Below are 24167 nucleotides of genomic sequence, written 5' to 3'. Positions count from 1 at the left end.
CAAGATGGCGAATGTGCTCAATTGCTTCCCCAAGTCCATGCAGCCCGCTGTCACCGTCGATCTGCGCGAGATATCTCTGTTGCGGCGCACCAGCTTTGGCAGAGAAGTGCATTAGCTTTGGCAGAGAAATTTTTCGCGCGGGCTGTCAGGATCGGCTCATTTTCCGTCCGATCCTGACAAGAGTTTAAGGCCGGGATTTTCGGTCCGTGCATCGCATCACCCCCGCCCCCTGCGCACCCACGCCCCGGCCGCTGCGATCATGCCCACGGCCAGCACGACGGCGCGGGCGGTGCGCAGGCTGCCGCGATACAGGCCCGCCGCCAGAGCGGCGCCGAGGCTGACCGCGGACCAGTCCAGCAGACTGTCCCAGATCAGGGGACGGCCGGATGCCGCGGCCTGCACGGTCTCGAACGCGGCATAGGTCGCGGGGGCCAGCACGACAGCAGTCCAGGCCGAGCGGATCAGGCCGGCCAAGACCACCCAGAGCGCGGCGCCAATGCCGGCATGGGCCACCAGAACCGCCGCCCATGTGTAGGCGTCGGCCTGCGCCTCGGGTACAAGAAGGCCTGCCATCATGTCGGCGCACCGGGGAGCGCTGCGGGTTGTGGCAGCGGATCGGCCGCGACAGGGAACGGCGTGATCACGGTCGCACCACCCAGGCCGGTGCAGGCATGAGCCTGCAGGATCGACCAGGCATCGTCCACCAGAGTGACCATCTCGGCATTCCAGCCGGGATCGTTCGCGGGTCTCTGGCCGGTCAGGAACATCCTGACCATCTGACCCAGTGCGTTGTTCATCTGGTTCGGTGCGCCGTAAACATCCGTCTTGAGATGCAGCCCGTCGGCATAGACCGAGGCGGGCGCAAACCGATCAATCATTGCCCGCACCATGACGGGCACCGGGATGACATGAACCGGAATGGTGATCTCGGGCCAGGCGCTCAGCCATTGCTGCCAATAGACGGCCTTGGCCATGGCGTCTGCGTCAAGGTTCATACCCTCGGGCGAATGCGGCGGGTAGATCCCGAACAGCTTGCAGCCTTTCAGCTGCGCCGTCAGTGCGAACCAGTAGAGGTGCTGCAGGGTCTCGATGCCCTGGGCGCTGGCGGGGTCGGCAAGGCCGGTTTGCAGGTCGCCGATTTCGGTCACGATCAGCGCGCCGGAGTAACTGCCCGTGCGGTCCACACCATTGGCGTCCCAACGCTGCTTCAGCGACGAGAAGCCGGCATAGGCAATATCCATCGTCCCGGTCCAATAGGCGCCGAGATCGCCACAATCACCGGGCGCCACCGCCTGATAAAGCAGGCTGTGGCAGGAAAACCCGAGGCTGGCGGTTTCCGGCAATACCGGGCGGGCCAAAGGGGTGATCGAGGCAGGCCGCCGGCCCAGCCATCCGTCGATGAAAGCTTCATCGAACAGGAACATCACAGCCCCCTGACAACCTTGCAGGCACCGCCATGGCGGTTGGCACTGCGAGCGCGGATCGCGGTTGCGGCAACGATCGAGAGCGCGCGGTTTGGCAGCACCTCGATCGCATCAGTATCAGCCGCAGGGGTTGCCGCGCAGATCAGGATCATCTGATCGCCGGCATTCTGGACAACATCCCCCGCCTGCACGGCAATCGGATCGGACCAGGCGGTAGTTAGGTCGTATCGGGGCATTCTCGTTGTCCTTCCTGTCAGGAAAATGTGGCGATCAGGGCGGCGAAGGCCTGGGCGGCGGCATCGGCCGCATCCGGAGTCGCGGCGGTCTCGGCGGCAAGGATATGGCCGAGGCGGGCGGTCTCAAGGCTGGCAGCAGTCTGCAACCAGATCGCCGCAAGGTTCACATAGACCTGCGCCACCTGATCGGCGTCGGGTGCGGTGATGCCGACCTCAGCCGTGATCAGCGGAAATTGCGCCGGATCGGGCGCAGTTGCGGCAAGCCAGGCACGGGCCTCGGCCTCTTTCATCAGGTAAAGCGCCTCCTGGCCGGGGATGTCGGTGACGAAGCGGCGCCGCACCATGCCGGTCAGGGCGTTGATCCGGGCCACGGCGGCAAGCCTGGCCGTGTCGAGCTGCGCGGCCACCTCGGCCGGGCTGCGCAGGTCCTGCCATTCCTGTGCGGTGAAGTCGAACTGCATCCAGGGCGCAGGTTTCGGCGGATAGGGCTGGAGAGCCGCCCCGTCCCAGTAATGCGTGGCGTCCCCGACTTCCTCGGGCGCGGGCAGTGCCAGCAGATCGCCGCCCTGCAGCTCGATCATCCCCTCGGGCACCTCGCCGGTCTGCACGATGCGGTGCCCGTCCGGGGCAATGAGCGCGTATTTCATGACTTACCTCATCACATGCAGCACCATGAGGGTGCGGTTCTTGATCTGCGGATTGCCGGCGTAGGGGCTTTCCTCGGCGCGCACAGCCTTCAGGTAATAGGTCGTGCTGCCCGTGCCGGTGTTCGTATCGCGCCAGGAGAAGGCCAGCGCGGTCTGCACCCCGTTCCATCCCGATACCGCCGGGAAGGTCTCCAGCAGCGTCGAGCCACGATAGAGTTTGAACGAGGCGATGGCCTGAGAGCCGTAGGCGCCCATCTGCACCGAGGCCCAGACCAGCGTCGGCGCCCCTTTGCGGTTGATGGTGACGGAAAGCAGGGTCTTTTCCGTGGCGTCGTTCAACACGATCTCGGTTGTGGCCGAAGCCGAGGCCGGCACCGAGACGGCATTGCCGGCCAGCTCCAGCGTGCCGACCACGGCATTGGGCATGTTCATCGTGCCGGCTTTCTGGATGCGCCAGCTGGTGCCGTTGGCCAGGCTGAAATCGTCCGATTGCAGCGTGCCCCCGAACACCGCCAGGCCCGAGGCATTGAAGCTGGTGACATCGACTTTCGCCGCCGTGACCTCGCCATCTGCAATGTCCACGCCAAGGCTCTGGCGCTGCACCCGCAGGGAACCGAGCCGCATCCAGTTCGCCGTGTCCTGCGTGCAATAGACCCTGATGCGCACTGCAACGATGTCCGCCCCGATCGGAACCTGCACCGTGCCGGTGAAGCGCCGCCATGTGGTGACAAGCTCGGCCCCCGCGACGAAATCGGTGAATCCGCTCTCGGCGCCCGCACTGTTCAGCCAGACGGCGCGAAAGAAGAAGGCCCCGGTCACGGCGGCGCTGGCATAGGCGTAAGCCTCGCCCGACAGCGTCTCGCCCGGCTGCACGCCGATGCTGTGCTCCGGCAGGGACTGGCAGGAAAACTGCCCGGCCGCAGATCGCGCCGCATGCAGGCAGGGCGAGCCGCGGAACGTGCCCGACCAGGACAGCGCGCAGTTGTTGCCGGTCCAGAACCGGGTCGGGGGCGAGCTGGTGTCGTCAAAGCTGCCATTGACCACCAGATTGGGCGTGACGCCCACGCGCAGCGACCCTGTGGTGATCGAGCCGGTTTCGATCACGCCGCCGTTGATCGTGGTCTTGTCGGCGATGCCCCGCCAGTCGAGCAGCGTCGTCGGACCCGAGATGGTGATCTTGCCGGGGTCGATCTTCGTCGTGCCCTGGTTGATCCGGGTGCCGGGGTCCTGCGCCCCGGTCGCCGCATTGTTCCTCACCGCCGACAGCGCCGTGCCGTCCACGGTGATCGAGTTCGCCAGCGCCGTGCCCGCCGCCAGCTTGGCCGCGCTCAGGTCGGTGATATGGGCGTCAGAGATGACGGCCGACTTGATCTGCGCCGAGAGGCTGATGATTTCCTCAGCCGCCATGTGCCGCGCTTTCAGCGATCCGTCCACCAGCAGCTTGCCCTCGCCTTTGCGGCGCACGACCGGCTTCGTCATCGTGACGGCGGCGGACGTGCCGTTCAGCGCGTGGCCGTAAAACACTCCGGCGACGGCGCCTGCCGGGGCGGCATAGGCTCGCTCGATCAGCTTCTCGCCGTTCTGGGGAATGGCCTCGTCGGCGTTCGGCGTCCAGGAAATCCAGCCGCCCGCGGCATTGAGCCAGCGCAGTTGCAGACGGAAATTCCCGACCGCCGCCGCATCCGTGGTCGAGATCGTCGCCGAGAAGAAGTATTCCGCCCCGGCCTCGACCGGAAATCTTGCGCTGTTCGCGCTTCGGGCTCCCGTCCAGCCACCCGGAAAGGTGATGCTTTTCGAGGTCGCGTCGAAGGTGATGCCTGCCTGCAAGGTCCAGGCGGCAGGGTCGATCACTTCGCTGTCCGGCACCAGATTGGTGAAATCCCCGATGGCGAGCTTTGAGGCGGTGATCGCGCCCGCGTCGATCTGTTCCGCCTTGACCGCGCCGGTGGCGATCTGGGCCGAGACGATCTGCCCGGTCAGGTCCGAGGTCGCCGCCGAGGCGCTGTAGGCACTGCCGTCCCAGCGGTATAGCTTGCCGCCCCAGACGATGGCCGTGGTGGTCTTGACCGTGGGCAGCGGCCCCGAGGCGATCACCGATACCGGCTCGATGCCGCTGGCAAAGCTGGTGGCGTCGATCAGCCCCGCCAGTTCGGCATTGGTGACGGTGGTGTCGATCTCGGCCAGCGTGGTCGCGGAAACCGCGTCGGTCCATGCCGAGCGGTTGCCCGAGGTGTCCACCGCGCGCAGCCGGAACCAGCGGGTAACAGCATCGCCAAGCCCTCCCAGCGCGACCTTGGCACTGGGTGTCGAGAGGTCAGCCGCGACACCCGCCGCCGGGGTCCAGTAGGTCGGGCGCCAGATCAGCTCGTAATGGCTGAGGTCGGCATCCGCATTCGGGGTCCATTCCAGCCAGAAGCCCTTGAATGCCGCGGTCACTGTCAGCCCGGCGGGCATGGCGGGCGGCACCGTGTCCCCGGCCGCTATATGACTGACCGGCGCCGACCAGGCCGAGCGGTTGCCCAGCCGGTCGCAGGCCCTGACCCTGACGGTAAAGCTGCCGCCCGGCACCGCCAGTTGCCAGCGGTGGCGATTGTGCGGGGTCTGGAATGCGATCGGGTTGCCGGCGCCCTCGGTCAGTTCGATGTCGTAATGGGCCAGATCGGCGGCCGGGCTTGCGTCCCAGTCGGCCGAGAGCACGGTTGGTGTCGAGGTCATGACCAGCCCCGTCGGCACCGGCGGCGGCGTATTGTCCAGATCCTCCGAGGTCAGGCGCACGTTCGGCGTGGCGACCGGCAGCCATGGCGTCCAGGCGTTGCGGCGGCTGCTGATCAGCTGCGCGCGGGCCTGGTAATCCGTGGCCGGCAGGATACCGTCGAACAGCCGCAGCCCTCCGGCCTCGACATCGACGGTGGCGCCGCTCAACTCGACCGCGCTCTGCCCGGCAAGGCGCAGCTGCCATTGCAGGCCACGGCCCACGACATCGCTGTCCCAGCTCATGCCGATGCCGGCCCGGCGCGGAATGCCGCCGGCATCGGTCATCGTCAGCGGCGCCACGGCAAAGCCGGCCACGGCCTCGGGCGCCGAGGGCGTGGTGCCGGGCGCGGTCGGGGTCGAGGGCAGCTCATGGCCCGGGTCCCAGCTGTAATCCTCGGCATTGCGTTCGCGCAGCGAGAGCGCGCGGATGCCGGTGCGCGGATCCTCGACGATCTTGTGCACCGAGAAGGTCTTGGCGGCATAGCCGTTGCGGGCCGAGGTCCAGCTGACGGTGTCGCCCGGCTCGACATGGGCGGCATCGGGCGGCAGCGACAGGTTGTGGCGGCGGAAGCGGCGCTCGTCCTCGATCCAGGCGCGCATCAGCCGCTGCACCTGGCGGCCATAGGGCACCGCCGGCAGGGACAGGTTGGCCATGCGCCGGCCGAAGGCATCGGCGGCCTCCCATGTGGCGTTGGTGCGCTGCGGCGCCTCCTTGGTCTCGTAAAGCTCGGCCGGATCGGGATAGCGGGCCGAGACCGCGTTCCAGGTTGCCTCCAGCCCCGGGAAGGGGTCCATGTCCTGCGGCTTGCTGACGATGATGTCGTCGTCGTCGAAGCTCATCACCGGCAGTGCCGGCGCGCCCACCACGATGCCCCAGCCGTGGCCGAGGTCGGTCACGGTGGCCGAGCAGGCCTTGAGCAGCTCTTCAAGCGCCGCGGCGGGGGGCTGGTTCAGGGCTATTTCGAGCCCCGCGCGGTATTGCGGCTCGCTGCCGCCGCCGGCGATGGCGATCGGGGCGTCGCAGCGGTTCATCGCCGTGACCCACATCGCCTGCGGCAGTTCAGACAGATCGGAAATGCCGCCGCCATAGACCTCGCCGCCCGGCAGCGGGATGCCGCGCATGATGTTCCAGATCATGACCACGGGATTGTCGCTGCTTTCCCAGGTGGCGGGGTTGTTCAGCCGCTGCGGCCCGCTGCCGCCGGCGGTGCTGTCGCGGCGGATGTCATAAAGCGGAATGCCGTCCATCTCGAAGCGGTAGCGCGGCACCGATGTCAGGCGCTCGCGGTGGAAGGCGAAGGTCAGGATCGCATAGCAAAGTCCGTTGCCGACCATGTCGGCGCTCCACGGGCGGTCGGGGTGGCTGCCGTAGCGGGTCCGCAGATAGGGGTCGGCCACGGTCTGGCTGCCGTCGTGATACTTGACCCAGATGCGGCCCGAGACATCGCTGTCGCCCAGCACCGGATAGCCGTATTCCGGATGCGGCGTCTCTCCGAGCGGCATCCAGGCATCGCCGATCATCACCCGCCGCAGCTTGGCGCCCGGCAGGCTGCACAGTTCGACGACATGCGTCAGCCCGGAATTGCCGCGGCCATGCACATAGGGCGCGGCAATGGCCTGGCCGGCGGTGGCATAGCGGCCGAGGATGATGGTCTCGGGGTTCTGCTCGCCGCGAAGCGTCGCGGTGATGGTGATGCCGCCGCCCTGCGCCGGCTCGGGTGTCAGCGCCGAGGTCAGCGCACTGATCGCCACCGTGGAGAGAAGCTTGACCGTCAGCGATCCGATGACCGTCGAAGCAAAGGCCGCGCCCGCCGTCCAGGCCCCGAAGGTTGCCGCGCCAGCCGTGAAGGCCGCGCCGGCGCCAAAGCTGAACATGCCGCCGATGAAGGCTCCGACAACCGCCATGTCAGCCCACCCTGAACATCTGCAGGCCGGGGGTGATCGGTGCAAAGCCCAGCCGCCCGGCCTCGGTCAAGACATAGATCGCCGAACCCTGGTGGACGCCGACCGCGGGACCCTGCGGGGTCTCGACCAGCGCCAGATCGCCCTCGCGGGCGAAGGCCGGATGCACATCGGGCAGATGCGCGGCGATCAGCGCGGCGTGATCCTCATGGCCGGCACGGCGCAGCAGGCGCTGGCCGCCGGCCATGGTGGTGTAGCGCCCGCGCCAGGGCGCGGCAAGGTCGATGCCGGTCTGGGCCTCGACCGCCCCGGCGCCGAACAGGCAGCAATCGTGCCGGCCCGGCTCGATCGGCCGGCCGTCGATCTCATGCAGCCAGGCCTGCAGCCGGACCTGCCAGTCCGGAAGCCGCGTCAATCCCCCCATTTGACCTCTCCCACATCGGCGACCGAGGCATAGCGGCGGAACCCGTCGGCGGGTGCACGGGCCAGCAGCGTGGCCTTGGAGCGGTAGCGCGCCAGCGGTCTGGTCAGAGCGCGTCCGGCGGTGGCGATCTCGACGGTGATGTTGGCGCTTTCGCCCTTGGCCGGGGTCGGCAGCTTCAGGCTGTCCACATAGCCGCGCAGGATGACATGCGGCGTGTCCACCAGCGCCTCGCTGGCCGGATCGAAAAGCGCCCGGCGCACCTCGACCGGGGCGTGGCGCGGGTCATAGGTCCGCACCAGCTGGATCACCTCGGCCGAGACCTGGCTGAAGCTGATGCGCTGGCTGCGCACCTTCAGCCCGGTCTCGCGCTGGATCGGGTCCATGCCCAGCATGGCGCCGGCGGCGTAATAGGTGCGGGTCTCGGCACCGATGCTGAAATCGGCGTGATCGGCGCCGGTCCAGAAGCCGATGGTCTCGACCGCGCCGCTCGTGCGGTTGCGGGCCTGGAACCAGACGAGGATATGGCCGATGAAACCGGCGCGGCTGGCGAAATAGCTGGCGGTGGCGGGGCTGAAGCTGCGCATGTTACCTCAGGGTCTGGATGAATTCGAAGCTGACGCCGCGGGTCAGCGTGGCCTGGCGCTGTCCGGCGCGGACGCTTTTCGGGACGATGACCGCCTTGCAGCTGGCCTTGACCAGCGTCACCGCCGTGCCGGTGGCAAAGCCGGGGCGGATATGCGGCGTGATCTCCCACCAGCCGGCGATGGCGCCGATGGCACTGGCCTGGACCGCGGTGACCCCGCGATGCAGCGCCAGGCGCAGCGGGTTCGAGCCATAGCTGAACCCGATCCAGTCATGCGGCCGCAGCCGGTAATTCGGCGGCAACCCGGTCAGGCGGATGTCACGGTTGTTCGACGCCACCTGCGACAGCACCGGAATGGCCGCGCCCAGCGTCGCGCCGTCGGCATCGAGCCGCGGCCCGGGGCGCGAGGCGTCATGGACCATGAAGCTGGCGCCCGGCCGGCGCAGGATGTCGATCAGCGGCAGCACGTCCGCCGCCTCGTCGGGGGTCATGTCGGCTAGGTCGATGCGCCCGCGCCACAGCCGCGCACCCAGCTCGGCTGTCAGGATTTCACCGCCGCCGGTCTCGGACATCTCGACCGCCTCGGTCAGATCGAGGCTGATCGCGTGGATCGGCAGCTTGTCCATGAACTGCGCGATGCTCAGGGGAAAGGAATAGGCCATCAGGAACTCCAGCGGTCATGGCTGATCTGGCGGACGCGGGCGGGCAGCACGTCACGGTCGTAAAGGTCGAAGCCCTGCGCCACGCCCTGGCTGACCGCCTGCTGCACCATGGCCTCGATCTCGCGGTCGCCGCGGGCGCCCGAGACATCGACGCTGACATTGAGCATGCCCGGCGCGGCCATCGGCGCGGCCGGCGCATTCGCCGCCCGTGCGCCCGGACCCGGCCCGACATAGCCGCCCGACCGAAAGCCGCGCGCGGCGCCCTTGCGGATGCCTTCGAGGTTTCTGACGCCGATGCGGCGGGTGGCGGCGGCGTCAAAGACGAATTCGCCCTCATGCACGATGCCGGCGGCGCGGTCCGGGTCCGAGCCGCCGGTGAAACCGCCCTGCTTGAAAAGCGGCGTGCCGGAAAGCAGCGCGCCGCCGATGCCGACCACGGTCTGCAGGATCGACCCGGTCTTGCCGCCGACCATGCCGCCGATCCCGGAAAGCACCTGGCCGAAGGCGCCCATGCCCTGGCTGGCCACCATCGCGCCCTGTCCGGCCTGCGCCAGCCCCGCCGCGGCCTGGCTGCCGCCCTGGCCGACCTGCGCGCCGGCCGCCTGCACGGTAGTGCCGAATTGCGCCGCCGCCTGTTCCGCCGCGGCCAGCCGCTTGCCCCAGCTTTTCGCCATGGCCTCATCCGAAGGGCGTTCGAAGCCGCGCATCCAGGCATCGGCCGAGGCGCTGACGGTGGGGGCGGCCTGAAGCCGCTCGAGCGCCGCGCGTTCCGTGGTCAAAAGCTCGTTCCAGACGAATTCCAGCTGCGCCTGGACGTTCTGCAGCCCGCCCATGCCGCCCACGGCGCCCAGCAGGCCCTGGCCGCGCCCGGCATGGTGCTGGAACAGGCCGAAGCTGGTGCCGTTGTCGCCCACCGCCAGCGGGTTGAAGCCGCTTTCGCCAGAGATATTGCCCATGATGCCGGCGATCTGATGTGCCGCCAGCCCCTTGGCCGCGAAGAACTGCCAGATCTGCGCCTGCACGTCGCCCGAGCCCGGCAGGCTGCCGCCCAGGCCCATCGGGGCGGCGTTCAGGTTGGCCACGCCGCCAATTCCTGACAGGTTGCCCTGCAGGATGACATTGGCGGCGGTGACGGTCATCGACTGCAGCGGCTGCACCGCCTGCCGGGCCAGCGCGCCCTCATCGGCGGGGGCCTTGCCGGAAAAGCGGCCGATGATGCCGCCCCAGCCGCCCACATCCTCCCAGGTGCCGAGATTGGTGCCGAGGATCGCGTTCTTCAGCGGATTGCGGATCGCCAGATCGAAGAAACCCTTCTCGATCTCGCCCAGCAGTTCGGCGAATGCGCCCTTCACATCGCCGCCGCGCAGCTTGTCGAGCACGCCGTCGATCGCCGCCTCGCCGGCCGATTGCACCCGCTGCCAGGCATCGGCCTGCGCCTCGATCACCTGGGCAAGATCGGCCTGGGCCAGCGCGTTGCGGCGCATGGTCTCGGCCATCTCGCCCGAGGCGCCGGTATCAAAGATCTGCTGTTCGGCCTCGCGCAGCGCCAGCACCCGGGCGCGGACCGCGGCGCTCTGGCCCAGCAGCGCCAGTTCCAGCTGCTGGCGTTGCAGCCCCTCGGCCTGGGACCTCAGAAAGCGGTCCTGCGCCAGCGTCAGCTGATCGAGCGCCCGGCTGCGGACCCGGTCGGCCTCGGCGCGCGCCAGGGCGGGATCGGCGCCGTCGCGGATCTGGCGGACATATTCCTGCTCGGCCTCGACATCGGCCTGGATGCGGGGGTCGCGCGCCATCCCCTTGCGCAGCTCATAACCGTCCATGATCCGGCCGGTCTGCAGATCCCGCGCGGCGCGGGCGCGCTGCAGCGCGATCTCGGCCTCGGCCCTGGCAATGGCATCGACACGGCGCTGTTCAGCGTCGATGAGGCCGAGCTTTTCCTTGCGGATCTCGATCTCGGCCTCGGCCACGGCCTTGGCGCGGGTCTGCTCGGCCGTGCTTGCCGCCAGCAGTGCCAGTTCCCGCCGCAGCGCGTCGATGCCGTCCTGCCGGGCCAGCTGCCGCTCGGCCTGTTCGGCCGCGACCGCCTGTTCGCGCCGATATTGCAGTTCGGTCAGCGCGTTCAGCGCCCGGCGCCCCTCAAGGCTCTGGCGGTCGATGCCCATCCCGGCCAGCTTCAGCTCCAGCGCCTCGCGCTCTTGGCGGTTCGCCACCGCCCGCGCCTCGACGCTCTCCGCGCCATATTGCAGCCGCTCCCGTTCCAGCCCGACCTGCTGCGTCAGATCCCGGGTGATGGATTTCGCGGCCTCGACCCCGGCGGAGTTCTCGTCAAGCGCCTTGAGCTTCTGCAGATCGCGCTGTGCTTCGCCGATCTTCTGCAGCCAGGCATCCTCTTCCTTGCTCAACCCGCCGTAAGCGGCAGCTGCCGACTGCACGGCCGCGAACAGCGCATCCACGGCCGCAATCTGCTTGTCGATGTCGTCGGCAAGACTGGCGGCCCCGACCGCGTCCAGAGCCGCGCTGACCCTGAAGCTTTGCGGGCTGGCGCCCTCGCTGACCCGCCCGGAATTCCACCAGCCGGCCTCGCCGAAGAGCCGCTGCAGCGAACCGAACTGGTCGGATGCGCTGCGCAGCCCCAACATCGAGCCGCCCTGCATCTCGCTGGAAATGCCCGACAGCACGGATCTGGCGTCGCGCCCGGCCGAGCGCCGCTCGATCTCGGCCATGACCCGCAGCAGATCCTTCGCGTCGCCGGCAGTGCTGCCGAATTCCTTGCCGAGATCGACCATGGACCGGCGCGCCCGTGCCGTCGCGTCGCCGACACGGCTGACGCTGTCGGCAAGATCGGCCAGGGCATCCTCGACCGTCCTGGTCTCGGGCATCAGCTTCATCAGTGCCTGGATGCCGAGCGCGCCGAAGGCCACGATGCCGATGGTGGCCAAACTCATCGGGTTCAGGATCGACAGGAAACCCTGGGCGATGCCCTGCAGGGCGGTCTTGCCGCCGCCCATCTGCTGCATCACCTGCACCAGCTGTGTGCCCTGCTGCAGGCCGATCATCATCGGGTTCATGCCCATGGCCGCGGTCACGCCGATATCGAACCCCTGCGCCGCGACGTTGGCGGTGTTCATGCCGCTGATCGCGCCGCCGCCGCCGCCGGTCCCTGCGGCCGGGGCGATGATCGAAGCCGCCTTCGCCCGCGCCGCAGCCGCCTCGGCGGCGGAGATCGCCCCCAGCCGTTCGGCCTCGGCGATGCGCTCGACCTGCGCCTCATACTGGCGCGAGGCCGCATAGAGCGGGTTGAAGCTGGCGCGGATGTCGTCAAGCGAGCGCTGCCAGGCGGCACCGGCCTGCGAGGCCTTCAGGAAATCTCCGGCCTGCTGGCCGATGCTGACGTTCAGGCCGGAAACCGCGTTCTGCAGCGATGCGGCTGCGGTCTCCGAGGCTTTCCAGAAGGCCACTACCGGCGCGGCCGAGGCCTGCGGACTGGCCAGCGGCGCGATCAACGCGGGCGCGACCTTCGCCTGGGCCAGCTGCTGCGCCGCCGCCAGTTCCTTCTGGGTCAGCGCCGCCTTCGACGTTTCCGCCGCCAGCAGCTTCATGTAGCCGGCGGTCGAGGATGCGGCCGCCCCGGTCTTGCCCGCCTCGGCAGCCGTCGCCCGCAGCGAGGCCTCGAAATCGGCCAGGCCCGCCTTGCCCTGCGAGGCATCGGCCTTCAGGACAATGGCAAAGTTGAACTGCTGCGCCGTCATCCGTCACTCTCCCCGAGCACCCGAAGGGCCGCGCCCTCCATCACCTGCAGATCCCGAAACACCGCATCCGGGTCGGCATACCGCGCGCGCTTCAGCACCACGTCCACCGCGCCGTAATCGAGGCCGAGCCAGACCATGCCGCCCATGCCCGCCGCGACCCGCCATTGCGTCTGGCAGGAAAGCCAGGCGTCCAGCGCGTCTGCGTTCTGCGGCAGCACCTCGAAGCTTTCCGGTGCCGGTGCAGCCGCGACCTCGAGCACGACCCCCATGCGGGCGAACTGCGCGGCGAGATCGTCGTCGAGGGTCGCCGGCTGGCGATCGTCGCTGCGGCCCTGCCACGCAAGCGCCCAGGCCCGCGCGGCCGCCTTCAGTTTCCCAGGCGGGCTTCCTCGCCGGCGAGGCTTTCCTTCAGCGCCTGCTGCAGCCCGTCGCGAAACCAGCTGTGACGCAGGGCGCGCTTCAGCATCTCCTCGGAAAAGGGCAGGATGCCGTCGTCGCCGACCACGCCCTCCCAGTTCCGGACCACGCGCAGGGCATTCTCGATTTCGTGATCGACCAGCTCGCGCATGGTCTTGAGCGCAGCGGATTTCTCGGCCTCGGCCAGCTGCGCCTCGCGGTCCAGGGGCTCGAACAGCACCCGGAAGCCCTGCTTGACAAAGCGGCCGGGGGTTTCGGGGTCGGGGACGCGCACGGTCACGGGCCACCAGTAACGATAGGTTTCAGCCAGCTTGAACTGCATTTTCAGACCTCGGAGAAATCGACGTAAAAGGTGGTGCCGGGCAGGAAATGCGCGGCCATCCGGGGGTCGGCGGTGGCAAGCCCGATCGAGCCGCCGCCGCTGGTGCCGCTCTCGGCATCGGCAAGCTTGCCGTTCACCGCGGCGACCAGGCTGATGAACACCGTCCCGCCCTCGTGCTGGCGCTCGAGCACCCGGAACTTGGTGCGGATGACATTGGCCATCACTTCACCACGATGGAAAGTTCGTCGCGGCCCGAGACCGGCACGAAGCTCAGCGGCAGCGAATAGTTCAGGATGCCGTCGGTCTGCCCCTGGGTGACCTTGCCGATCTCGACCGAGGGGGCGTTGATCTCGACGATATTGCCCGCCACCGTGCCATGGACCAGGCTGAGCACGCCGCGGGTGCGGTCGAGCGCCCGCTGGAACCAGTTGATCGTGGCAAGCGACGTGGCCTCGACCACCGCCTGGCCGGTCACCTTGCGGTCCGGGATGATCACCGATTCCGAGCCGATCAGGAAGCGCGGGGTGACGGTATTGCCCAGATCGATCGTGAGGCTTTCGGCGACCGAGGCCCAGCCGTGCAGGCTCATCGTGGTATTGGCCGAACTCGCGTCAACCGGCGTCTGCCAGCCGGTCATGGTCACCGGGGTCGCCACCTGGTCGGTGATCGTGCCCAGAAGCCCGGTCATCGCAAAGCGCAGGCTGGGGATCGATTTCGGCGCGATGCTGATCGACAGCGTGCCGCGGCAGCCGAGCAGCACATGGCGCACCCCGTCCACCTCGAAATAGATGGTCGAGGAGCTGACATTGCTCTCGACGATGGAATAGGTGGCGGAGGTCGATGCCTGCAGCGTCTCGGCAAAGCCGCAGGCGCGCATGAGCGAGGCCCATTTCGGGGCGGTGCCGGCGGCACCCGCGCCCGCGAGTTCGACATCGAATTCGAGCTTCGCGTGCTTGCCGGTCAGGATCACGCCCTGGTTGCCCATATAGGGCAGAAGCAGCTCGCGGGGGACCTCCTCGGCCTCGATCGGGGTAAAGCTGACGTTCTTGCCGATGATTGCGTCGGCCGCTGCCGGCGCCGGCGTCGGCGCCTGGCCATAGGCGGTCTCGATCTTGTGCAGGATGGCCAGCTTGCGAAGAATGCGCGGCATCACTTGCCTCCTTTGCGCTTGGGTTCAGTGGGGGTCGCCTCGGGCGCCGGCGCCGGCGCGGGCTCGGGCGGGGTGCCCTCGGGCTGGCGGATCAGCGCCCCGGTCTCGGGGTCGCGGATGTAGCTGCCGCCTTCGGTCGGGAATTCGGTCATGATCATGCTCCTGTCAGGAAACGCGCGGTCTCCCAGGTCTGGACGTAAATGCTGACACCCTTGCTGACCGGGCTGCTTTCGCCCCCGACCAGCTGGCACGGGGAAATCCCGCCCGGCGGCTCCCATCCCGCCAGCGCCGCCTCGAGGCCGCGCAGATAGGTGTCGAACTGCAGCGCCCGCGCCTGCCCGAGGAAATCGTCGTAATGGCGCAGCACCACCCCGGCGAGGAACTGCATGGCGACGCGCTGGCGAAATCCGCCGCTGGCAAGGATCTGATTGCCCGCCTGCTCACGCCAGGGGGCAACGATCAGCGAGCCGCTGTCGAGTTGCCCGGCCAGATCGGCCACGGCATCAATATCCTCGGCCACCTCGATCCGGCCCCAGATCGGGCCGGCGAGCGCTGTGCGCAGATGGTCATGGATCTCCGCCAGCATCAGGACCAGCCCCGCAGCTTGCCGGGGGTGAAGACCTGCGCCGGATGCACGGCCATGACCCGGCCGGAAATGCCGTCGGGCGCAGCCGCGCCGGGATCGACCGGCAGGGCGATCTGGCCACGCGCCAGGTCCTTCAGCGCCGCGATGGCTTCCTTGTAATCGGCGCTCACATGCTCGGGGGCGCCGTTGCGGTGCAGCACATGGCGCGCGATCGACACCGCCCAGGTGCGCACCAGGTCGGGCACTGCCGGCAAGGGCAGCGCGTATCTGGTGGCGACATAGCCGTTGATCAGGTTGTCGGCATCCGCAAGCGCTGCCGCGATCACCTCCGGATCCGGGGTGCCGTCGCGGTCGCGATCGGCGATCTGGCGCAATTCCACCTCGCCGGCGCGTTCGATCAGATCGGCAAGGGCGGCATAGGCCACGGCGTCAACCCCAGAACAGCTGCTCGCGCAGCAGATAGCCTTCCAGCGGCCAGATCTGGCGGATGGCATCGGCCCTGGCCAGCTGGCGGCCGAGACCGGCGTCGAAATTCGCCGGATCGGCCGGGGCGCTCTGGCCGATGACGACAAAGCCGTTTTGCAGCTTCAGCGCACAAAGCGTCAGATGCGGGCTCAGCGCCGGATTGAGGAACTCTTCGCCGGCGATCTTCGCCTCGATGGCGGGGGCGGTGACGGCATTTTTCATCTGGCATCCTGACAGGGTGAAGGGTGGCGGGGGCGAAGCGGAGCGGGGACGCCCCGGCCGAGGGGCTGAGAGGAGGATCAGCCCTTTGCCTCGGAGGCCCTCTTGCGGGCGCTTTTCGGGGCGCTGGCGGCGGCACTGCCTTCGCCAGCCCCGTCCTGGGTGGTGGCGGGCGCGAGCTCGGCCAGGGCGGTTTTCAGCTCGGCGATCTCGGCCTCAAGGGCCATGATCTGGCTGTATTGGCGGCTGACCTCGGCCTCGGCATCCGCGGCACGGGTGCGCGCGGCGTCGCGGTCGGCGGTCAACTCGGTCATGGCGTTTTCCACCGCAGCCGCGACGGCGGCATCGGCCAGAAGCTTCGCCTGCTCGGCGACCGCCTCGTCGAAGCCCGGCATGCCGGAGGCGAGATCGCCCGGAGCCACTTCGGCAAAAACGTTCTCGACACCTTTCGCGACCGCGCCGGCCGTTGCCAGCTCGCGGGCGATTTCCGGCGCGACCTCGACATGATCACCGGGCTTGCACCATTTGCCGCCGATCTTGGCCGGTCCGGTCAGCTGGACGGAAATGCGGTTGCCCATCATCGCCCGCCTATGCCGCGCCGGCGTTCTGGAACAGGAAGCCGCCCTCGGCGCCGGTCAGGATGACGCGCCGCTCGGTCGTGGTCGGATAGATCCAGCTGTCGTTGCGCTCTTCGAGATAGGGCTTGCGGACCTGCGGATAGCCGCGCAGCTCATAGGTGTATCCATAGGAGGGCACCTGGAAATTGTCGCCGGTCTCGGGGACGAAGGCGAGGACGGCGTCGTCGCCCCAGACATCGAGGGCGGGATCGGCATCGGTCGCGGTCTCGGGCAGATAGACCGCCGTGCCGACGATCACCCTTTTGAGATTGAAATAGGCCGCCAGCATCTCGGCCGTGATCGAGTCGCGCCCGGTGTATTTGAACTGCTCCTTGACCTTCTGGTGACGAACCAGCCCGTTGAAGGCCGAGGGACCCAGCGTCAGGGTGTTCGGATAGCGCCCGATCCGCCGGCGGATGGCCTCCTTGGCCTCGCTGACATCGGCATGGGGATCGCTGGCCTCGTTCGACCAGCGGTCCCCGCCGGTCAGGGCGACGCGGTTGGTGGTGGCATAGTTCGCGTTGTTGCGGGCGATCTGCGCCGCCTCGAGTTCATGGCCGAGGTCGATGATGTCGAGCACCATATTGACCGCGCCCTGGCCAAGATCGATGCCCGGGATGGCCTGCGCCTCTTCCTGGTGCTCGATCGGCACGATGCCTTCCAGCGCGTCCTGGATGAGCGAGACAGGATCCGAGGCATAGCCATACTGCACGCGCTTCTTCTCGGCGCCCGGAGCCCGGCGGGTGTTCATCAGCCGGAAGGATTCCTTGCCGAACTTGATGACGCGCATCGAGCGGTTGGGGATGGTCACGCGCGGGAACAGCAGGTGCGAGATGAACTCGCCGTTGCGATAGCCGCGGGCATGGGTCGACAGGATCGGATCGATGACCGCGGCAGTGCGGGTATTGAGCGGAGCCATTCTGGGCCTCCTTAGCGGATGAGGATGTCGACGAACTCGCCGGCGGCGGCATCCGTCAGGGCGGTGGCGAAGGCATTGGCGGGGGTGGCGCCGGCGACCTGGACGCCGCCGGCCGCGGCCGAGACCAGTTTCGCGCCGGCGGTGATCACGCCGCCGGCGCGGACCCGGGCCACGCCGATGGTCATGACGGCGGCGAAATCGCCGATCTGGGTGTTGGGCGACTTCGCCACGCCGAGCACCGGCGCGTCGTCAGCGACGACCTTGGCGCCGGTGAAGCCGATCAGGTCGAAGGCATCGAAGGTCCCGGTGGTCGGGGTGGTGACGTTCAGCACGTCCTGGACAAACTGCATGGCCCTCTCCTTCAGGATACGGCGCGCACGGCGTCCATATAGGCCGTGCCGGGGTGGCGGCGCTGGTAATCGAGCGCCTTGTTATGAAGGGTGAGACCTTCGGGATCGACCTCACCGCCATCGGCGGCAAAGGCCGCGGACCTGGTCTGGCCGGGGCCTTCGGGCAGGTCGGCCGCGCCGAAGCTGACGATCTGCGGCTGCGCCTCCAGCACCTGTTTCAGTGCGGCGGCGGGCGACAGCTGTTCTGCGCCTGCGGCAAAGCTGACAGCGGCGTGGCCGGGCAGCGCGTCGAGGATCGCCACCACCTTGTCCTGCGAGGCCGGCAGGAGCTTTCCGTCCCGCACGAGGCTTTCGGCGAAGGCGGCGTTGTCGGCATGGGCCTGGGCGGCCTCGCGCCGGGCGAGTTCCGCCTCGCGATTGGCAATATCGGCTTCGCGCGCGGCGAAGGCCGGGTCGGGCTGCTGGGTCACAGCGGGCTCCTTTCCAGGGGGGATGGGGGTGGGTTGCGGCGCGGCAAAGCCTGCCGTCGCGGTGTCGTCGTTCGGGGTCTGGTCGAGCCATTCGATCTGCCAGGAGGGCAACGCCTGATCGGCGTCCTCGCGGCCGAACTTCTCGATCAGCAGGTCGCGCAGCTTGCGAAACAGCGAGGCGGTTTCGGCGGCATCGCCAAAGGCCACTTCGAAGGCCGCGCCCTCGTCACCGGCGAAGGCCGCGTTCTTCAGCCCCGGCACGCCCGGCGCGGCGGCGCCCAGAAAGCCGATGTGCTTGGGATACCAGGTGCCGGGCACCGGGTTATGGCCCTGGCCGGGCGCGAAATAGGCCATGGAGACCTTCCGGAAGCGCCCGGCCTGCACCAGTTCGGCAAATGCCGGCTCGATCTGATGCAGGTTGGCAAAGAGCCGCTCCTGGCCGGCGTCGTAATCGAAGCTCTCGACCCAGCCATAGGCGGGGGCGTCGATCTCGGGATGCCCGACGACGACTGGCGCCGGGGCGATGCCGGGATCATAGGCATCGGCGACAGCCTTGAGGTCGGCGGCCGAATAGGTGATCGGCTCGCCCGCCATCGGCCGGAAGGTGCCGGGGCGGAAAACCTCGATCCGGGCGGTCAGCGGTCTTGCGGGGGTGGCGGTCATGTTGCATCCGGGGCTTGATCTTCCCGGATGGGTCTACTCGCCGTCAGGATGCAAAAAGACCGGAAGCCAGTTCAGGCCGGGCGCAAGGGCATCCCGGACCCATCATGGGGCGAAACCGGCCCCCGATCAACGCCCTTCCCGCCTGCTGGCGATCACGGGCGGCGCAATGGGGTCGCAGAGCGATTCTAACAGGGGGTTAACAGGGCACCTCGCCCGCGCATGGGGCGATGTGGCCCAGGGCGCAGGATGCCGCTCTACGGGCCGTTTTGAGGGGTGTCGCGATTTAGCGGGTCAACCAGCGTTCCGCCGCCGCGAAGATCTCTGCCTGGTCCGCGGCCGAGATGCCGAGGAATGGCCGCGCCGGGATATTGACGCGATGCGCGCCGATGCTGACATCGCTGACGACATCGGCCTGCTTCTTCCTGACGAAACGCCGGCCGATGGAGCCGTCCTTGCCCTTCCTGCGATAGACCTTCGCCGCTCGCGCCGGTTTTTCGATGGCGCCGCCCAACTGGTGGATCGCCGCATATTCGACGGGCGAGCCAACCCTGACCTCGTCGTCGGTGGCTTGGTAATTGATCGAGCCGGCCAGCAGGCCGCGGTCACGCAGGATGGCCAGCTGCGAGCGGCTGCGGCGCGCCCGGGCCTTGATCGTCGCGGGCGCAAGGGGCGTCCAGGGCGTGCCGTCCGGCGCCGCCTCGGCCTTGAAGTTGCGCCCGGCCGACAGGATCAGCTGCTCGCCCACCTCGGCGAAGAACGGCCGGCGCTGGTCCATGAGCCTGACCAGCCGGTGCAGGCGCTCCTGCGCCTCGGTTGCGTCGAGCTCGACCCTGAAGCTGATCCCGCTCATTGAAAAGCCCCCGCAACGGCGTTATGTCTGTGATGCGGGCGAGCCAGACAGGTGATGTGTCCAGGTAGCTCTCCGCGCGACGGTCGGATCACCCCGGCCGTCATTTTCTTTTCCACAGCAGCTTACCGCCCCGACGGCTCTGGATGCCCGCCGCCTCTGGAATTCCCTTGCGGTCTTGGGGAAGATAGATCGTGATCGGCTCCCACCACCGGCGCCCTATCTGCATGACCACAAGAACCCCCTTGTCAGGATCGACGCGCACATATCTTCGGTCCAGCAGCAGTTCCTGCAAGTCCTCACGCACCGGGTCCTGTTTTGCCGCCACCCCCAGCCAGATTTCATCGGGGTCCATCAGCGTCTCGGCCATCAGCGGCGTGAAGGTGTCCCGGCCGCGCTTGCCGATCTTCCACATCCCCGAGCGGTCGCGGAAGAACCCGTCCGAGACCGGCACATAGGCCCCGCTTGCATCCTGCCACAGCACCGCCCGTCCGATATCGGCCCCGAACGGCTCGAGGAAGGCGCGGACGTAATCCTCGGGCGCCAGCCCCTCGGCCAGCGGCTGGGCGGTGAAGGGGCGCGACGAAGCCACCAGCTCCGCCAGCGGTGAGGGCTCGTCGATGATCACCGCATGGCGGCCCTCATGGATCAGGCCGCCGCCATCCTCGATCAGGGCCGAGGGAACCAGCCCGCGCTCCCACAGATCGCCCGGCATGTAATCCCAGCCATAGCCGGTGCCCTCGGGCTGATCGACGGTCACGCCGCTGGCCTCATGGGTATAGGGCTTGCGGATGATCTCCGGCGCCGGGTCCGGGCCGGGTTTGCCCAGCCGCCTGAGCTGGCCCTCGCTCAGCGTCCTGACCCCGCAGGAGCATTTCCAGTCATTCGGCGGGAAATAGATGTCCCACCAGGGGTCGTCCCACATCAGCACCATGCCGTCCCAGGCGAGATGCAGCTCGCGCGGGTTGAGCGGGATGCGGGTATCGGCATGGACATACATCCAGTAGGGACGCGCCTTCACCATGTCGGGATCGCGCATCTGCTTCAGCCTGCCGGCCATGTGGCTCGTGCGGATATTGGTCTCGAAAATGGTGCGGATGCGCCAGTCGCGGCCGCCCTTGTGGTCCCAGCCGTATTTCTCGACCAGGCGGTCGAATTCACCCGCAAAGGTCTTGATGTCATGGGTCCGCGCACCTTCGACGACGGCGGCGTGGAACTCCTCGAGCATGGCCATGTCGGTGGCCCCGGCCACGACGAAGGCGCGGTCGTGATCGCCCTGCATGGCGTCTGTCCAGGCGCGGGTGGGCTTCAGGCGCTTCTGACGCAGGAAATCGATCTGCTCGCGAAACTCCTGGCGGGTGAAATCCGGCTCGGCAAAACCCGGCCCGGCATCGCCATCGGCGAAAGCGGCCTCGCGCCCCTCGAGCCCGGCCAGTTCCAGCGCCTGCGCGATCAGCGACCCCAGCGCATCCGGGGTCCAGCGTGCGCCGAGTTCCAGCAGCGCCCGGGCTGCAGCCTCGAAATCCTCGGCCGAGGTGATCGCCTTGCGGATGGCATCCAGCCGGCGGGCGAAATGCCGCCCGGCCGCGGCGACCGCCTGATCGGTGATGCGCTCGACCGGCCCGCCTGGTTCAGCAAAGCAGACGTGGCGGTGAGATGGCCCGGGCGTCAGGCTTTTTTTTTGAGCCTGGCGGCCGCGAAGGCAGCAGGCTCATCTGCCAGGGCAAAGGGTTCGGGTTCTTCGGCGGCGCCGGCAAAGCTGTGGCGGGCGGCGACCAGTGCGTCGATGGTCTTGTCGGACAGCTGGTCGGTGATCTCGAAGCTGACGACATATTCGCGGGCGATCTCGTCCTCGGCGAACGCAGCCGCCGCCTTGACGATGGCCCGGATCGCCTTGTCCATGGCCTCGGCTGCGCCGGCCTTGATCTGCCGGGCCTCGGCCTCGGCCTTCTCGTTTTTCGGCCGGACACGCCAGACCCATGGCACCGCCGCGCCGGGAAGGTTGTAATCAATGATCCAGCGCAGAAGCGTGTCGCGCAGCGTCCCCGACAGCATGTCGGCATCGCTGTCGACCAGCAGATCGAGCATTTCCTGATGCACCTCGCCCAGGGCGCGGCTGCCGCCCGACTCGCCGACCTGCGTGGTCAGGGTCTCGCCGGTGACGCAGATCGAGATCTGCCGGTCCCAATAGGCCAGCCATTGCTCATAGGTGACGCTGCCAGAGCGCGAGGCCTCCAGAAAGCCGATATCGGTGCCGATCGGCACGGTGATGGCCGAGGCGGTCCTGGCCTGGGTCAGCGTCTGCAATATCCGGGCCTGCTCATCGGTCAGCATGCCATAGGGGGTCTTGCCGACGATGGTCGGACCGGCGAATTTCTCGAGGAAATGCAGCCAGAAGGTGACGCCCTCGCGCTTGAACAGCACCGCCCAGAACAGCCGCGAGCCGAGCCCGAGGCCGTAGGGGTTGTTGCCCTTCACGCCGAAGCGATGGCTGATGAACTTGCGATTGGGCAGTTCGGTGCCTTCGGTGATCGCTGCCCAGGTCAGCAGCCGCGGCTGCCAGTCCTCGCCGAAGACGAAGCGGCGCTGGTCATGGCCCTTGATCAGTGCCGGGACGATGCGGGCGCCGTCGCGCGCCCAGGCGATCTCGCTGATGGCAAAGCCCTTCAGCGTGGCGTCGAGCAGATCCTCGCAGATCCGGTCGAAGGGCAGGCCTGTCAGGATCTCGCGCACGAGATCGGCGGCGTCCTTGTCGATGGGGCGGTCGCCGCCCGGCTCGATCTCCCAGGCACGCGCGGTCAGGCCCTTCTTGCGCTTTTGCAGCATGGCGAAGGCATGGGTGTCGCGCTCGATCTCGTCATAGATCGCCAGCCCCTTGCCGCCGCCCTGCTGGATCAGGGTGTCGTCGGTGTGCTGCAGCACCCCCGAGAAGAACGGGATGGTGATGTCGTTGCGGGCATTCGCGATCATGGCGCGGGCCTCGGCCGGCAGGTTCTTGCGGCCATCCTCGGCGAAGGCGGTTTCTGCGCGGGCGGCGCGTCTGGGTTTTCGGCGGCTCATCGCTTCTGTCTGCTTTCCTTTTCGAGGGTCAGGCCTTCGTCCTTCAGGCCCGGCGACAACGCGACGGCGGCTGCCGCGTCGAACCGGCCGCCTGCTCTGCCGGATGGGTCCGAATATCGTGCGGCTCTGGCTTCGGTCATCGCCCGCGCCCCATCCGGAACCCGCCAAACAGGTCGCCGCCGGCACCGGCCGAGGCGGTCTGGATCTGGCCGTGCGACCCACCGCCGCCACCGGCATAGATCAGGGTGTTCTGGTAAAGCATATCGAGGCAGTCCGGGCCGTCGTCATGGGCGGCATTCGGCCATTGCTGCAGCTGCTCGATCAGGGTGGTGTGGTCGGGGCTGAAACGGATCAGCCCGGCCTTGACCGGCGGTTGCAACCGCTCGATGCGCAGGTTTTTGTCCGCATTGGGGATGACCGGCACGGCCGAGATGCCGACGCCCTGCTTTGCCGCCTCCAGCATCAGCGTGGTGCGCAGGAACTCCTGGAACTGCACCGCCTCCACGAACCACAGCAGCGCGCGGTATTCGCGCTGCATCTCGATCGTGTCGGAGATGATGATGTCGGGCAGCCGGCGCCGGATCGAGGCCTCGACCACGTCCATCTTTCCTGACAGCCGGTCATAGCCGCCGATCAGGATCGCAGAGGGGTCACGACCCTTGGCCTTCCTGCCGAGCGACGGGTCGATGGCGCCGAAGAACACCCATTCCCGCACCCGCGCCGTCCAGTAGCTGAGCCTGGCGAAGGGGTTGCCCTCGCTCATCGGCTGGTTCTGGTATTCGGTAGCGAAGGCGTCGTGCGAGCCGGCGCGTTCCAGCATCAGCCAGACCAGCGGCTGCACCGAAGGCCAGTTCACCACCGCGCCAGCGTCCATCTCGGGTTTGTGCAGCGCGTAGAACGCGAGCGCGCCGGTCTTGCCGCCGGTCTCGTTCCCGTCCTGGTCGATTTCGGCGTTCTGGTAGATTTCCTCGAACTGGTCCCAAAGGTCCATGCGGTCGGGCCAGCTCATGATCGCCTGAAACCTGGTAACCCGCCACGCAGGCTGTTTTGCGGCGCGCACCAGCACCGCATCCCAATGCAGCACCGTGCCGACCCAGATCACATGCATCGAGCCGTCGGGCGGGCCAACCTTCAGCGCCGCCTTGTTGACCCAGCTCTCCAGCTTGTCGCGCTGCTCGGGCGAGCGCACCGCCTCGTCGTTTTCGATGTCGTCGAAGAACATGGTGTCGGGGCGGTAGGGGCCGTGGCGGCGGCCGCGCAGCTTCTGGCCGGCGCCGACGCCTTCGACACGGATGTTCTGGCGGGTGACGATCTCGGCCTCGCGCCAGACCCGGCCCTGGCCGCAGGCTTCGGGAAAGTCGGATTGCAGGCGCGGATTGGTGGTCAGTTCGGCCTTGATCGCCTCGATCAGCAGCGCCGCCTGGGCGTAAACGTCACAGACCTCGATCGTGTAGCGCGTCTTGCGCAGGATGATGCGGTAGAGCGCCAGGCCAAGCGAGAGATGGGTGGATTTCGAGGAGCCGCGCGGCGCGATGAACATCTCGCGCAGGCCATTCCCGGAGAGTGTCAGGTCTTCTGTGTATCGCTGATCCGGTCCATGCTTCCTGAGAGGAGCAAGGACGATGACGAGGTAGCGTCCGAGGTCGTGGTGTAATTTCACCGGCACTGCCGGTGTAATCCGAGGTGGCCATCGAGGTGTATGGT

25 protein-coding genes and 1 pseudogene are annotated in these 24167 nt (G+C 68.0%); all 26 read right to left on the bottom strand.

Annotation, left to right across the window (positions count from 1 at the left end; all coding sequences use genetic code 11):
• Positions 1–216: 216 nt before the first annotated feature.
• A complete protein-coding gene (locus WMK75_RS13570) occupies positions 217–576 on the bottom strand; it encodes a hypothetical protein (protein WP_347268191.1) in 360 nt (119 codons plus the stop codon).
• Positions 573–1424 carry a hypothetical protein gene (locus WMK75_RS13565; RefSeq protein ID WP_347268190.1) on the bottom strand — a complete coding sequence of 284 codons (852 nt, stop codon included), beginning with the start codon at positions 1422–1424 and terminating at the stop codon, positions 573–575. Before WMK75_RS13565 ends, WMK75_RS13570 begins: the two co-directional genes overlap by 4 nt.
• Complete coding sequence (locus WMK75_RS13560; protein ID WP_347268189.1) at positions 1424–1660, bottom strand: hypothetical protein; 237 nt, start codon at positions 1658–1660, stop codon at positions 1424–1426. The genes WMK75_RS13565 and WMK75_RS13560 overlap by 1 nt, the downstream gene beginning before the upstream one ends.
• 17 nt (positions 1661–1677) lie before the next feature.
• Positions 1678–2307 carry a hypothetical protein gene (locus WMK75_RS13555; RefSeq protein ID WP_347268188.1) on the bottom strand — a complete coding sequence of 210 codons (630 nt, stop codon included), beginning with the start codon at positions 2305–2307 and terminating at the stop codon, positions 1678–1680.
• 3 nt (positions 2308–2310) lie between these two features.
• Positions 2311–6966 (bottom strand): phage tail protein, encoded by a 4656-nt coding sequence (locus WMK75_RS13550; protein ID WP_347268187.1) that lies wholly within the window; start codon positions 6964–6966, stop codon positions 2311–2313.
• Between the two features lies 1 nt (position 6967).
• Positions 6968–7387 (bottom strand): hypothetical protein, encoded by a 420-nt coding sequence (locus WMK75_RS13545; protein ID WP_347268186.1) that lies wholly within the window; start codon positions 7385–7387, stop codon positions 6968–6970.
• Entirely contained in the window at positions 7375–7971 is a 597-nt protein-coding gene (locus WMK75_RS13540; protein ID WP_347268185.1) for a hypothetical protein, read from the bottom strand. Before WMK75_RS13540 ends, WMK75_RS13545 begins: the two co-directional genes overlap by 13 nt.
• Position 7972: 1 nt before the next feature.
• A complete protein-coding gene (locus WMK75_RS13535) occupies positions 7973–8632 on the bottom strand; it encodes a hypothetical protein (protein ID WP_347268184.1) in 660 nt (219 codons plus the stop codon).
• A gap of 629 nt (positions 8633–9261) precedes the next feature.
• A pseudogene (locus WMK75_RS13530) lies at positions 9262–11757 on the bottom strand (phage tail tip lysozyme); the annotation flags it as partial.
• A gap of 617 nt (positions 11758–12374) precedes the next feature.
• Positions 12375–12647 (bottom strand): DUF1799 domain-containing protein, encoded by a 273-nt coding sequence (locus WMK75_RS13525; protein ID WP_347268183.1) that lies wholly within the window; start codon positions 12645–12647, stop codon positions 12375–12377.
• A 98-nt stretch (positions 12648–12745) separates the two neighbouring features.
• Entirely contained in the window at positions 12746–13117 is a 372-nt protein-coding gene (locus WMK75_RS13520) for a hypothetical protein (protein WP_347268182.1), read from the bottom strand.
• Between the two features lie 2 nt (positions 13118–13119).
• Positions 13120–13338, bottom strand: coding sequence for a hypothetical protein (locus WMK75_RS13515; RefSeq protein WP_347268181.1), 219 nt, complete (start codon positions 13336–13338; stop codon positions 13120–13122).
• Positions 13338–14267, bottom strand: a complete 930-nt coding sequence (locus tag WMK75_RS13510; protein WP_347268180.1) for a phage tail tube protein — start codon at positions 14265–14267, stop codon at positions 13338–13340. Before WMK75_RS13510 ends, WMK75_RS13515 begins: the two co-directional genes overlap by 1 nt.
• Positions 14267–14419, bottom strand: a complete 153-nt coding sequence (locus WMK75_RS13505) for a hypothetical protein (protein WP_347268179.1) — start codon at positions 14417–14419, stop codon at positions 14267–14269. The genes WMK75_RS13510 and WMK75_RS13505 overlap by 1 nt, the downstream gene beginning before the upstream one ends.
• Positions 14420–14421: 2 nt before the next feature.
• On the bottom strand, positions 14422–14853 hold the full coding sequence (locus tag WMK75_RS13500) for a hypothetical protein (protein ID WP_347268178.1): 432 nt from the start codon (positions 14851–14853) through the stop codon (positions 14422–14424).
• On the bottom strand, positions 14853–15278 hold the full coding sequence (locus WMK75_RS13495; RefSeq protein WP_347268177.1) for a DUF1320 domain-containing protein: 426 nt from the start codon (positions 15276–15278) through the stop codon (positions 14853–14855). The genes WMK75_RS13500 and WMK75_RS13495 overlap by 1 nt, the downstream gene beginning before the upstream one ends.
• Before the next feature lie 4 nt (positions 15279–15282).
• Entirely contained in the window at positions 15283–15540 is a 258-nt protein-coding gene (locus tag WMK75_RS13490; protein ID WP_347268176.1) for a Gp49 family protein, read from the bottom strand.
• A gap of 77 nt (positions 15541–15617) precedes the next feature.
• Entirely contained in the window at positions 15618–16115 is a 498-nt protein-coding gene (locus WMK75_RS13485) for a hypothetical protein (RefSeq protein ID WP_347268175.1), read from the bottom strand.
• Between the two features lie 10 nt (positions 16116–16125).
• Entirely contained in the window at positions 16126–17073 is a 948-nt protein-coding gene (locus WMK75_RS13480) for a major capsid protein (RefSeq protein ID WP_347268174.1), read from the bottom strand.
• 11 nt (positions 17074–17084) lie between these two features.
• Positions 17085–17423: a capsid cement protein gene (locus tag WMK75_RS13475; RefSeq protein ID WP_347268173.1), complete on the bottom strand. Its 339-nt coding sequence runs from the start codon at positions 17421–17423 to the stop codon at positions 17085–17087.
• Between the two features lie 11 nt (positions 17424–17434).
• Positions 17435–18556 carry a hypothetical protein gene (locus WMK75_RS13470; protein ID WP_347268172.1) on the bottom strand — a complete coding sequence of 374 codons (1122 nt, stop codon included), beginning with the start codon at positions 18554–18556 and terminating at the stop codon, positions 17435–17437.
• A 283-nt stretch (positions 18557–18839) separates the two neighbouring features.
• Positions 18840–19406: a phage virion morphogenesis protein gene (locus tag WMK75_RS13465; RefSeq protein WP_347268171.1), complete on the bottom strand. Its 567-nt coding sequence runs from the start codon at positions 19404–19406 to the stop codon at positions 18840–18842.
• A gap of 100 nt (positions 19407–19506) precedes the next feature.
• Positions 19507–20685, bottom strand: a complete 1179-nt coding sequence (locus tag WMK75_RS13460; RefSeq protein ID WP_347268170.1) for a PBECR2 nuclease fold domain-containing protein — start codon at positions 20683–20685, stop codon at positions 19507–19509.
• Between the two features lie 386 nt (positions 20686–21071).
• The gene (locus WMK75_RS13455) at positions 21072–22463 is read right to left on the bottom strand and encodes a DUF935 family protein (protein WP_347268169.1); all 1392 of its coding nucleotides are present in this window, start codon (positions 22461–22463) and stop codon (positions 21072–21074) included.
• Positions 22460–22603, bottom strand: coding sequence for a hypothetical protein (locus tag WMK75_RS13450; protein ID WP_347268168.1), 144 nt, complete (start codon positions 22601–22603; stop codon positions 22460–22462). Before WMK75_RS13450 ends, WMK75_RS13455 begins: the two co-directional genes overlap by 4 nt.
• Positions 22600–24167, bottom strand: a 1568-nt coding sequence (gene terL, locus WMK75_RS13445; RefSeq protein WP_347268167.1) for a phage terminase large subunit, incomplete at its 5' end; no start/stop codon positions are given. The genes WMK75_RS13450 and terL, both read right to left, overlap by 4 nt.

Origin of the sequence: Paracoccus sp. (in: a-proteobacteria) (genome assembly GCF_039808215.1) — a bacterium.
Taxonomy (GTDB): domain Bacteria; phylum Pseudomonadota; class Alphaproteobacteria; order Rhodobacterales; family Rhodobacteraceae; genus Paracoccus.
The sequence above is the reverse complement of the archived record's forward strand: the minus strand, read 5'-3'. Positions and strand labels throughout refer to the sequence as shown.

Bases quoted from the DNA above. Each gene is read 5' to 3' on its own strand.
- WMK75_RS13540 (WP_347268185.1), bottom strand. From the start codon at position 7,971: ATGCGCAGCTTCAGCCCCGCCACCGCCAGCTATTTCGCCAGCCGCGCC.
- WMK75_RS13565 (WP_347268190.1), bottom strand. From the start codon at position 1,424: ATGTTCCTGTTCGATGAAGCTTTCATCGACGGATGGCTGGGCCGGCGG.
- WMK75_RS13510 (WP_347268180.1), bottom strand. From the start codon at position 14,267: ATGCCGCGCATTCTTCGCAAGCTGGCCATCCTGCACAAGATCGAGACC.
- WMK75_RS13555 (WP_347268188.1), bottom strand. From the start codon at position 2,307: ATGAAATACGCGCTCATTGCCCCGGACGGGCACCGCATCGTGCAGACC.
- WMK75_RS13450 (WP_347268168.1), bottom strand. From the start codon at position 22,603: ATGACCGAAGCCAGAGCCGCACGATATTCGGACCCATCCGGCAGAGCA.
- WMK75_RS13460 (WP_347268170.1), bottom strand. From the start codon at position 20,685: ATGCAGGGCGATCACGACCGCGCCTTCGTCGTGGCCGGGGCCACCGAC.
- WMK75_RS13480 (WP_347268174.1), bottom strand. From the start codon at position 17,073: ATGGCTCCGCTCAATACCCGCACTGCCGCGGTCATCGATCCGATCCTG.
- WMK75_RS13490 (WP_347268176.1), bottom strand. From the start codon at position 15,540: ATGAAAAATGCCGTCACCGCCCCCGCCATCGAGGCGAAGATCGCCGGC.
- WMK75_RS13505 (WP_347268179.1), bottom strand. From the start codon at position 14,419: ATGACCGAATTCCCGACCGAAGGCGGCAGCTACATCCGCGACCCCGAG.
- WMK75_RS13500 (WP_347268178.1), bottom strand. From the start codon at position 14,853: ATGCTGGCGGAGATCCATGACCATCTGCGCACAGCGCTCGCCGGCCCG.
- WMK75_RS13570 (WP_347268191.1), bottom strand. From the start codon at position 576: ATGATGGCAGGCCTTCTTGTACCCGAGGCGCAGGCCGACGCCTACACA.
- WMK75_RS13515 (WP_347268181.1), bottom strand. From the start codon at position 13,338: ATGGCCAATGTCATCCGCACCAAGTTCCGGGTGCTCGAGCGCCAGCAC.
- WMK75_RS13545 (WP_347268186.1), bottom strand. From the start codon at position 7,387: ATGGGGGGATTGACGCGGCTTCCGGACTGGCAGGTCCGGCTGCAGGCC.
- WMK75_RS13560 (WP_347268189.1), bottom strand. From the start codon at position 1,660: ATGCCCCGATACGACCTAACTACCGCCTGGTCCGATCCGATTGCCGTG.
- WMK75_RS13525 (WP_347268183.1), bottom strand. From the start codon at position 12,647: ATGGGGGTCGTGCTCGAGGTCGCGGCTGCACCGGCACCGGAAAGCTTC.
- WMK75_RS13535 (WP_347268184.1), bottom strand. From the start codon at position 8,632: ATGGCCTATTCCTTTCCCCTGAGCATCGCGCAGTTCATGGACAAGCTG.
- WMK75_RS13550 (WP_347268187.1), bottom strand. From the start codon at position 6,966: ATGGCGGTTGTCGGAGCCTTCATCGGCGGCATGTTCAGCTTTGGCGCC.
- WMK75_RS13475 (WP_347268173.1), bottom strand. From the start codon at position 17,423: ATGCAGTTTGTCCAGGACGTGCTGAACGTCACCACCCCGACCACCGGG.
- WMK75_RS13520 (WP_347268182.1), bottom strand. From the start codon at position 13,117: ATGCAGTTCAAGCTGGCTGAAACCTATCGTTACTGGTGGCCCGTGACC.
- WMK75_RS13485 (WP_347268175.1), bottom strand. From the start codon at position 16,115: ATGGGCAACCGCATTTCCGTCCAGCTGACCGGACCGGCCAAGATCGGC.
- WMK75_RS13465 (WP_347268171.1), bottom strand. From the start codon at position 19,406: ATGAGCGGGATCAGCTTCAGGGTCGAGCTCGACGCAACCGAGGCGCAG.
- WMK75_RS13470 (WP_347268172.1), bottom strand. From the start codon at position 18,556: ATGACCGCCACCCCCGCAAGACCGCTGACCGCCCGGATCGAGGTTTTC.
- WMK75_RS13455 (WP_347268169.1), bottom strand. From the start codon at position 22,463: ATGAGCCGCCGAAAACCCAGACGCGCCGCCCGCGCAGAAACCGCCTTC.